The 9326-nt window shown below is 54.4% G+C and carries 10 protein-coding genes; 4 read left to right on the top strand and 6 right to left on the bottom strand.

The genetic code is table 11. The features are described from left to right. From C8024_RS01920 to C8024_RS01945, 6 genes are all read right to left on the bottom strand, one after another. Window positions 1-469 (bottom strand): type IV secretion system protein (locus C8024_RS01920; RefSeq protein WP_217271934.1); only part of this gene is annotated, 469 nt, incomplete at its 3' end. Between the two features lie 21 nt (window positions 470-490). Beyond that, window positions 491-2884 (bottom strand): VirB4 family type IV secretion/conjugal transfer ATPase, encoded by a 2394-nt coding sequence (locus C8024_RS01925; RefSeq protein ID WP_173202750.1) that lies wholly within the window; start codon window positions 2882-2884, stop codon window positions 491-493. Then, complete coding sequence (locus tag C8024_RS01930; RefSeq protein ID WP_173202751.1) at window positions 2877-3221, bottom strand: type IV secretion system protein VirB3; 345 nt, start codon at window positions 3219-3221, stop codon at window positions 2877-2879. Before C8024_RS01930 ends, C8024_RS01925 begins: the two co-directional genes overlap by 8 nt. Before the next feature lie 5 nt (window positions 3222-3226). Beyond that, window positions 3227-3592, bottom strand: coding sequence for a TrbC/VirB2 family protein (locus C8024_RS01935; RefSeq protein ID WP_173202752.1), 366 nt, complete (start codon window positions 3590-3592; stop codon window positions 3227-3229). Further along, entirely contained in the window at window positions 3589-4254 is a 666-nt protein-coding gene (locus C8024_RS01940; protein WP_173202753.1) for a lytic transglycosylase domain-containing protein, read from the bottom strand. Before C8024_RS01940 ends, C8024_RS01935 begins: the two co-directional genes overlap by 4 nt. A gap of 232 nt (window positions 4255-4486) precedes the next feature. Beyond that, window positions 4487-4996, bottom strand: a complete 510-nt coding sequence (locus C8024_RS01945) for an Lrp/AsnC family transcriptional regulator (protein ID WP_217271936.1) — start codon at window positions 4994-4996, stop codon at window positions 4487-4489. A gap of 772 nt (window positions 4997-5768) precedes the next feature. Between C8024_RS01945 and C8024_RS01950 the strand changes: the two genes are divergently transcribed. The 4 genes from C8024_RS01950 (at window position 5769) to C8024_RS01965 (ending at window position 8729) form a co-directional block, all read left to right on the top strand. Continuing rightward, window positions 5769-6527 carry a LuxR family transcriptional regulator gene (locus C8024_RS01950; protein WP_173202755.1) on the top strand — a complete coding sequence of 253 codons (759 nt, stop codon included), beginning with the start codon at window positions 5769-5771 and terminating at the stop codon, window positions 6525-6527. Window positions 6528-6631: 104 nt separating this feature from the next. After that, a complete protein-coding gene (locus C8024_RS01955) occupies window positions 6632-7276 on the top strand; it encodes an acyl-homoserine-lactone synthase (RefSeq protein WP_254305471.1) in 645 nt (214 codons plus the stop codon). After that, window positions 7273-8142 (top strand): phytanoyl-CoA dioxygenase family protein, encoded by an 870-nt coding sequence (locus C8024_RS01960; protein WP_173202756.1) that lies wholly within the window; start codon window positions 7273-7275, stop codon window positions 8140-8142. The genes C8024_RS01955 and C8024_RS01960 overlap by 4 nt, the downstream gene beginning before the upstream one ends. Beyond that, window positions 8139-8729: a GntR family transcriptional regulator gene (locus C8024_RS01965; RefSeq protein WP_217271937.1), complete on the top strand. Its 591-nt coding sequence runs from the start codon at window positions 8139-8141 to the stop codon at window positions 8727-8729. The genes C8024_RS01960 and C8024_RS01965 overlap by 4 nt, the downstream gene beginning before the upstream one ends. The last annotated feature ends 597 nt before the right edge of the window (window positions 8730-9326 follow it).

Genomic DNA, 9326 nt, shown 5'->3' on the forward strand with positions numbered 1-9326 from the left:
CGACATTTTCTGCAAGGCCGGCATTGATACCAATGTTACGCGCGTTGAGATCAAAGGCAGCGCGCGACTGCTCCGAGCCCGCTAGGCCAAGCCGGTCAAGAAGTCCGCGATAGACTTCATCGGCCTTCGCGCGTCCCGCGCCAACTACATTAAGATCGCCAGTTCCAAACCCTTCGAGGGAACCGTTTGATGTATCGAGTTCGCGTAGCGCATCGGTTTTGAGCTGCTGGGCTAATGTCGGAATGTCGGTGAGCTTGTTTAAATCCTCATAGAGTCTTTGCGCTTCGGCAATTTGCTCCTTGCCTTGCTGGACCATTTGTATGGTTTGCCTGACCGTGTTGATTTGCTGGATCAGGCTGGCGCTGTCATGGACTGGCATGCCTTGGGCAAATGCGGGCAAGGGGGCTGCGATAAGCAGCGTTGCACTTAGTAGCTTCATCATCTTCTTCATGATTTTACCTTTCTTCATGGTTCAGCGTCTTTGTTGGATTCAGCTGGGACGCCTCCGACTATGGAAGAGGGGAAGCCAGGTGGCAGGGTCGCTTCCAACCTCGGCAATGATTTCATCGACTTGGGTTGTGGTTTCTGCGCGGCCCGACAGGACGGAGAGCGCGTCATCGAGACCGCTCAGATCAAGTTCGACCACCACGCTGTCATGGCCTTGTTTGACGAGAAACTTGTGACTTTCAGGTGAGAGGTCTTCGCGCACGAGTTTGAATTCGGCTTCTGACAGTGAGAATCTATCCACATAATCGCGCCGCGCACCAAACGGATTGGGCAGCATGATTTTGGTTGCGACCTGTTCGAGGATCGAATGGCTTATGTCGCTTTTGAGCGCATCAGCGGGAGATTGTGTTGCAAATACCATGAGCGCATTGCGCTTTCGGTAGGTTTTCAGGCCATCCTGTGCAAAACGTCGGAAGGCTTCATCGCCCAGCGCCTTCCAGAATTCATCAATGCAAATAATCATCCGTTCGCCGGTCAAGGCCAAGTCGATCCGGTGAAACAGATACAGCATGACAGGCGTGCGGATATCGGCATTGTCGAGAAAATCGGTCATGTCGAAGCCGAGGAACTGGGCGTCCAGCGTCATTGAATCCGTCGGATTGTCGAACACCCAGCCTAGCGAGCCTTCCGAAGTCCATTTTTCTAGCCTCGCGCCAACGCCGCTTGCATCCTTCATGCCGAGCATCGAGCGAAGTGCGCTGAGCGACCGGTCAGCGGCCGGCAGTTTCATGACTGCATTGATGCCGTCTTCGATACGCCGTTCCTCCTGGACAGAAATTGGCTTGCCATCGGCGCGGACCAATTGGCGGATGAATATCGACAGAAAGCTCTTGTCCGGGGCGCAATCTGTAAGAGCTTTGAGCGGGGAGAACCCGGTGGCGATGCCATTATGCAATGCGAGATAAGTTCCGCCGCTTGCCTGCACAAAGATTTGTGCGCCGCGATCTTTGTCGATGAATATCTGCCGAGCGCCGGTCTTTTCCGCTTGTGCCATCAGGAAGTTGAGCAGCACGGTCTTGCCGCCGCCGGACGGACCAATGATCAGCGTGTGACCCAGATCGCCTTTATGGAAATTGAAGAAATAGGGGCTGCGCGCGCTGGTTTTGAGAAGCGCTATTGCATCACCCCAATGATTTCCGCTCGCTTGTCCTGCCGGAAAAGTATGAAAGGGTGAGAAGGCAGCGAAATTGAGCGATGTGATAGGCGCAGGCCGGGCGCGCCACGCGAAATTGCCGACAAGCTGCGACCAATAGGCTGCTTCAAGCGCAGCGCCCTCGCGCGCCGCCACCATGCCTGTATCGGCAAGCGCCGCTCGCGCCACAGACATATGATCGCGCAAGGCGCGCATACTTGTCCCATAGACGGCAAGCGTGAAATGGTGATCGCCCAAAACAAAGCGATTTGACATCAGATCGTCGCTTGCATCAATCAGCGCATCAGCCTGGCTGACCGCGCGGTCGCCTGAATTTTCCATTTGTGTCATGCGCAGACGGAACTTCTCGGTTGCAGCCGCTCGCCCAAGGAATGTGAAGGATTGTGTCAGGACGAACCCGAAATCGACCGACAGCAACGCTTCAAACTGGCGCGGGGTAGTTTGCGCGGGGTATTCGCGGATTCCGAAAATGCCGCCAAACGCTGATGTGTCGGCACCGCGAACCTCGATAGTTTCCGCGCCGAAAATCGTCCGCGCGCGGTAAAGCGCTCCGCCCAGATGCCCGCGAACAACGGGAACGCGGACATGGCGTCCGGTCATTACCATATCAGCGACTTCCATCGCTTCGGAAAACATCAATCCGCGATGTGCATATACCCCGCAGCGGCGCGGCTGACAGCGCGCCATGAGCTTTTCAAAGTCGCGAGCCTTATCGTCGAGCAATTCGACTAGTGCCTCGTCTATCAGCGGACCTTTTTCCGCTTGCTTGGAAACCTTCCGCTTGAAGAGCTGGATGATCTTGTCGCTTCCAGTCGCAGCAGGGCGTATGACAAGGCTGACAAAGAAGCGGTTGATGAACATCCGCTCCCGGTTGATCCGGCCAAAATAGGCACGGTCGAGATCGGCAGCGAAACGAGATTTGAATGCCCCACCGGGATATTGATCCACCCGCATCCTGATCAGATGCGTCCAGATTGACAGCCGTTCGTCGTGCAGGTTGCGGAGCATTCCGTTGAGCTTGGTGTGCCAGTCGTTTAAATCGCGCACATCGGCGGTCTCGAACGCGCGGCCTTGCAGCTCGAAGGTCAGCATGATGTCGCCAGAATCGAGCGCCACCATCTCTTCGTTGACGTGACGCGCATAAGGCAGAAACTTTTCAGGCGTTGCCTCGCGCTGCGCTATTTTTCGCGGCACAGAATTATTGGAGGCGAGCAATCTACCCATGACGACCAAAGCCTTTGCGGCGTAAACCGGTCAGCGGCAGCGGTGAGTAGCTGCTGCCGCCCCAAAACGCTCGATTTCGGTTGCCCGCCTTGGTCCGGCCCCAAAGGAACAGCAGACGAAACGCATTGACATCGTGGCGCACAATCAACCGCGAGATTGAATAGCCGAAAGCCGCGATCATTGCGGCATAGAGCGGACTGTTGCTCTGAATCAGCACGGATGCGCTCGCGATCAACAGTAACACCGCCGCTTCAATTGGAATCCCCGCCCAGAGCGCCGGGCGTGTCACCGCGAGGAACAGCGTGTTTTTTGTCAGAATTTCGGTTTGCTCGTTCATCGCAGTCAGCCCGCAATGAGACCGACGATGGATTCCGCCGAGAAGACTATGGCGATACCAATAATAACCGTTACCAGAACCGCGGTCGAGGCGCGGCCTGTAAACCAGAGTAGGCCCGTTACAATAACGGCGATGACTGCTAGTGTTCGAAGGAGGGTCGATGATAAAAGCCCGCGCACGTTGCTAGCAAAACTCTCTAAGTTTTGTGCGTAGGCTGGCTCGGGGAGCGCGAGCGAAATGAAAATCGCAGATAAGAGCGCTATGCTCCAGAACAGCGAGCGTTGGCGCTTGTTTTGAAGCTGGTTAGATTTCGATGCACGGGATGTGCGCCACACGCTAGCGCCGCGTGCCAAATTTAGGATGGTGCTCATATGCTGCCCCTTTCGTTCTCTGCCAAAGTTTTGGTTTCGCGTTCGTAAGCCGCACGCTCAAAGAGGTTCCAACGCGGGGGCGGTGCAGGGCGAGGTGGCACCTGTTGCGCCGCATTTTCTACGACAATGATTGTCTGCAGTTCGCCGCTTGTTTCCTCGATTGGTTGCGATGCCGTGGTAGTATAAGATACCCGCCTATCGGCGATGCCAGCATTGCCGACGACCTTGGCGACATAGCCGTTGCGAAAACCGCGCGTCTGGCTTCCCGTGTTATACATTGAAAGCGCGACCCGGAGGGCGGTTTGCGGATCGCGTCCGGCGCTGACCGCATTATAGTTAGTGGTAAGGACACGGGCCAAGGCGGCAACATTGGTGCAAGGGTCAAATACTGTTTCCCATGTAAGACCAAGCCAGCGCATGTTGCGCGAGTTAATCTGGCCAAGCCCCAGATCGACCGAATAGCCCGATGCGACAAAACGCCGCGCCGTGGCTGCCGCATCGCCGGCGTTGCTTTGCCGGGCGGGTTGCCGACCACCGTTTACATTGAGCGCGAATGGCTCGCCGCTGCTTTCGGTCTGGATAATCGCCAGCACCGTTTCGGGTGCAACACTTGGTGCGCATTGCGACGCCAGTGCAAGCAAGGTAGCCGCAGAATAGGCCATTATGTGGCGCCGCTCCCTACCACGGCGTGCGAATGTAGATGTGTTTTCAAGTTCATTTTGAATTGCTCCCAAAGCTCTGATTTGGAGCAGTAATACTCTGCCCGACTATCGAGCCATTGGTAGCCCGTAGGGGAATAGGTCGGCTATGGATTCACAAAGGCAGTTATAGTTTTTGCCTTATTTACGGTGTGCCCATTTGGTTTTGACCTACTATCCCGTCACGACTCACGGTCTACAATTTAGGAAGGCGCTGAGCGACTATTGACGATTTAACTATTGCTGTGTCGGCCGACGAAAACGGCAGGAAACGATCAATTACAGTCTCAAGTTCTGCAACATCGTTCAAAATGAGCTTAGCAAGCAAGCAATCTTGCCCAGTGACGCGATCAGCTTGCACAATCTGCGGTGTTTCGATGAGCATCTGCGTCACACGCTTCAGTTCCCCTGGCATCGCGCGTATTTGGACGTGCGCCGCAATACCTCGACCAAACACCTTGGGATCGATCATAATCGTGTATCTTTGGATCGCGCCCGCATCTTCAAGTTTATGAATGCGCTCGGTTATGCTGGGACCAGACAATCCTATTTGTTCAGCAAGCTCACGAACAGTGATGCGACCATTGTCAGTTAATGACGAAATAATTGCTCGATCAATCGCGTCGATCGGTCGGATTACATAACGACTTCGGTTCATAATTTGCTCCAAAGATGTGCTGCTGTCGAGGCATTCTTGCGAAGGCAAATCATGCTACCCGTTGCCTTTATCGGCTTTCGGACCACAAACTCTGCCAACGGCAAATCTACTCAGGGGCGGACCAATGCGACATACCAACTTCTGGGGATGGCTAGCTCACAACAAGTAGGTTTTAAAAGAAGCGGGCAGCTGCCGAAGCGCATGCGGACGGGGATTAAATCATTCAAAGGATATGAGCAAAATGATCAAACGGACGACACAGTTAGTATCCCGCCCCTCAAGCTGCATAGCTCAATTTGTGAATCCCGATGGTTAAAGTTGCAAAACATCAAGCTGGCATCCCAGCTAACGGGAGCGTCTGTTCATGAAGCCGATCGGCGTTCCGCGACTGGTTCGCGAAAAGACCAGTTATCCAAGATCTGATCTGGGGCGAGCAATCGAATGGAAGTCATCATCCGAACGGCGACAAACAGCGTCTAGTAAGCGAAGCACCTCATCTGATGCGGCAGGGTTACAGGGCGTTGCTCCAAACAGGAGCCTTTGCTCATCTTCGATAATCTGAATAAGGCATATGGATAGATAGATTTCTACTTTGACAGAAACGGTAACAATCTTGATACTTTGCTGACATTATTTAGATTAGTTGCATGGTTGCCGAAGTAGCAGTGTGTTCGCCAGCATCGATAGAAGGGTCGCAGCCCTCGTTCGAGACATAGGCTTAAACAAACCGGAAAAGCGGATTGGAGCCTGCCGTCCGGGATAACCAGGCGATTGAACGGCAGCGTGTTGGTGGCGCCCCGGTAAATCGGACGGTTGATCAATGCGTGTTCGGTTTGCTCAAGAGTTTGGCGCTTCATTATTTGACATCGAAACGGCGAATGATTTGAAAGATGCGCTCAAGCAGGCTTCGCAGCGAATGGGCTTTGATCACTTCGCTCTTTCACTAGAAGCCCGAGCAAGTGACGACGCTGATACCGAAATGCTGCTGCATGACTATCCGGATGAATGGGCTAAAGTATACACAAGTTTCGACCTTGCCGGCCGCGATCCCGTCCGACGGGCATGCGACCAGGCTTTTGGCGGTTTCACGTGGGAAGCTATCGGTCAACTCATTCCAATGACGCGAGGCGATCGGCAAATGCTCGCCGTCGGCAGGGAATGCGGCATTGGCGACGGCTTTACCATACCGCGACATCTGCCGGGTATGGCCAGAGGCACACTCACGTTTGTGGTTGCGCCCGACAGGTGCCTGCCGCATCGGTGGCTTGTTGTTGCGGAATATCTCGGTACACTCGCGCTTACCAGCGCACTGAAGATCAGTGACATGGCGCGGCCCGTTGCGCTCCCTAGATTGAGCGATCGGCAGCGAGAATGCCTGTTGTGGGTCGCCAGAGGCAAAACAGCTGCGGAAACAGCTATCATTCTGGGCATTAGCTCCGAAACCGTAATTCAACATCTGAAGATGGCGCGCGAAAGATATGAAGTGCACTGCTCTCAGTCCCTGATCCTTGCCGCGTTGTTCGACGGGCTGATCGGCTTCGGGGATGTCTTCAAGTGGCAGGGAAATGTCAAACGCTGAACTGGGACATTTTGGCGGTGCGTAGCGGTTCCCAGTCGGGGCACCCATCGCTATCCCCATTTCTTGGTATAGCGTCTAATCGCGCAAGCTGGTGTCATGTCATCATGTTCAACATGACAGGTGACCACTATGCCGCTCAGTTCCTCCCAATCCGCCCCCCACAAATCGGACCCTGCTCTTCGTTCCATGTTCGAAGCCAGAAAAGGGTGTTTGTCGATCTTCTGAAATGGGAAGTGCCGGTTCTCGACGGGCGGTTCGAAGTCGATCAGTTTGATACGCCGGAGGCGGTATATCTTGTTTTGGCCGATGAAAGTGCAAATCACCGCGCATCCGCGCGGCTGCTGCGCACTGATCGTTCTCATATATTGGGACAGCTATTTCCATCCTTATGCGAAGGGAATATCCCGTCAGGTCTGCAAACACGAGAAATAACGCGCTTCTGCATTGACCCCGCCCTCTGCAGGACGGAGCGGCGCAGGACGCGTAACGAGCTTGTGTCGGCGCTCGTGGATCATGCGCTGCGTTGGAATATTACCGACTACACGGCCGTTGCCAATATGCCGTGGTTCCGGCAAATCTCGCGGTTCGGATGGAAATGTCGTGCGCTTGGTCCGCCGCGCTTGTTTGGCACCGAGATGCTGATTGCTCTCCACATCGAAATTGACGATCAGACGACTGGTCAACTCAAGGATAATGGAATCTATTCGCCGCCGCGGTACCAGTTCACTGGCATGGGGGCCCTGCAATGACCTATTCTGTAGAAACCGATCAATGGTTGGATCAACTCACGTCCGTCGGATATTGCATAATTCCCGATCTGCTTCCCAAGTCGATCCTTGAATATCTGGAGGCTGATCTCGAGAGCGATTTTGAGCAGACGCCCTTCGGGCATGGTGATTTTTATGGATATCGCACCAAGCGCTTTGGTAGCCTCCTGCGGCGATCGCGCTTTGCTGCAGATCTGGTTCGGGAGCCGACAATCATTTCGCTTGCGGAAATGATATTGAAACCGGCCTGTGAGCGCATCCAGCTCAATGTTGCGCAGGCTATTGAGATCCACCCCGGTGAGATCGAGCAATTCCCGCACTGCGATCAGGATATGTGGCCGGGAGACAAAGGTGGCCAGCAATATCTGCTGAACGTCATGTGGCCGCTTAGCCGCTTTACCAAAGTGAACGGCGCGACCAGGCTCTATCCCGGTACGCACAAGCGAAACGTGGAATTGCTCGAACAGCTCCCAGAGCCGATTGTCGCAGAATGCCAGCCAGGATCTGCGATCTGCTTTCTTGGCTCTACGATCCATGGAGCCGGCGCCAACCGATCGAATGATGTCCGCCGCGCCGTCGTTGTCGGCTATAGTCTGGGCTGGTTGAAGCCTTACGAGAACCTATGGCTTGCCTACCCGCCACATATCGCGAAGAATTTTGAACCCGAGCTTGCCGAACTTGCAGGATATGCACAGCACCGACCAAATCTCGGCAATTACGAAGGACAGTGTCCGTCGATACTCTTGCATGAGACCGTGCCGGCCTTTCCCCGTGCTACCGACGCGCTGAGACCGGATCAACAAAGCGCCGTCCGCGCGTTTGCAGACGGTCAACGTCTTACGTCATGAGTCCCGCACATGTTATTGAACCCGCGTGCAAAAAGCTGAAGCAAATGCTGATGCAAGGAGTTTGGCCGCCGGGTGAAAAGCTCGAATCATTGCGATTGGCGGATGAGCTTGGGATCAGCATGACACCAGTCAGGGACTGTCTCAACCGGCTCGTTGGTGAGCGGCTGGTCGATATGACACATGGAGAGGGCTACCGTGTTCCGCGCCTGAACGAAAAGGCCCTTCGCGATATGCTTGCCGTCAATGTCGCGCTGCTGGAACTGGCACTGGTTGACCGGTCAGAAGAATGGATCGATGGAGAATATAAGTCGGAGAACAGCACCTATCCTGACCGGATAGGCTTGTTCTTTGACTCCATCGCTTCACTTTCCGGAAATATCATTATCGTTGAGACCGTACGTTCACTTAATGAGCGGATGCATGCCGTGCGAATGAAAGAACCGCTGGTATTTCCCGATACTCTGCAAGAGATTGTGGAGCTGGAGCAGCTTTCGACCAAGCAAGATATCGGGCTATATAGCAAATTGCAGATATACCATCAGCGGCGACGCGCGAAAGTTTCGGCGCTCATCGACCTCCTGGGATAATCTTACTTGGTCGTGGTTCCTCGATAGAGAAAGTTACCGTCCCCTGATCAAAAATCCTAAATGCTGAAACTCATGCGTTTGTTGAAATGCGAAGGCAATACTTGCGCAGTACCTGCTATTTTGTTAGAAAAATTGCACGCAGTCTGAATCTTGGCGAAGGCTGCGCGGACAAATTCCGCCAACCATCATTCACGCTGGTCCGATAATGGACCGGGGGCCGAACCGAATAAGGGCTTAGCCTGAACGGCGGCGTAGCGCTGGCAATCTCTCCTCCCTGCATTTGTTACGGGGACGATGGATGTCGCCAGCGTGATGGTTCCATGCAAAAGACACATGTTCGAGGAAGTCGAACAGCCAAGGCGCTCCCCGAGCGGAGTAGCCGTATCCAGTCAGATCGGCCCGATGATGCTGCGCGGCAGACACTCGAAACAATTTTCGCCATGAACGCGATGGGTTGATTCGTTTTCTCAGAGGTCGGGTCGGACCCGAACTCGCATGTGATATAGCCCAAGAGGTGTTCCTGCGCGCGGCCACCAGCCCGCAACTGTCCAGCCTGATGAACCCCCGCAGCTTCCTTTTCTGCATCGCTCGAAATTT

Source organism: Sphingopyxis sp. BSNA05 (assembly GCF_013265645.1).
Classification (GTDB): Bacteria; Pseudomonadota; Alphaproteobacteria; order Sphingomonadales; family Sphingomonadaceae; genus Parasphingorhabdus.

Bases quoted from the DNA above. Each gene is read 5' to 3' on its own strand.
- C8024_RS01925 (WP_173202750.1), bottom strand. From the start codon at position 2,884: ATGGGTAGATTGCTCGCCTCCAATAATTCTGTGCCGCGAAAAATAGCG.
- C8024_RS01930 (WP_173202751.1), bottom strand. From the start codon at position 3,221: ATGAACGAGCAAACCGAAATTCTGACAAAAAACACGCTGTTCCTCGCG.
- C8024_RS01935 (WP_173202752.1), bottom strand. From the start codon at position 3,592: ATGAGCACCATCCTAAATTTGGCACGCGGCGCTAGCGTGTGGCGCACA.
- C8024_RS01940 (WP_173202753.1), bottom strand. From the start codon at position 4,254: ATGGCCTATTCTGCGGCTACCTTGCTTGCACTGGCGTCGCAATGCGCA.
- C8024_RS01950 (WP_173202755.1), top strand. From the start codon at position 5,769: ATGCGTGTTCGGTTTGCTCAAGAGTTTGGCGCTTCATTATTTGACATC.
- C8024_RS01955 (WP_254305471.1), top strand. From the start codon at position 6,632: ATGTTCAACATGACAGGTGACCACTATGCCGCTCAGTTCCTCCCAATC.
- C8024_RS01960 (WP_173202756.1), top strand. From the start codon at position 7,273: ATGACCTATTCTGTAGAAACCGATCAATGGTTGGATCAACTCACGTCC.
- C8024_RS01965 (WP_217271937.1), top strand. From the start codon at position 8,139: ATGAGTCCCGCACATGTTATTGAACCCGCGTGCAAAAAGCTGAAGCAA.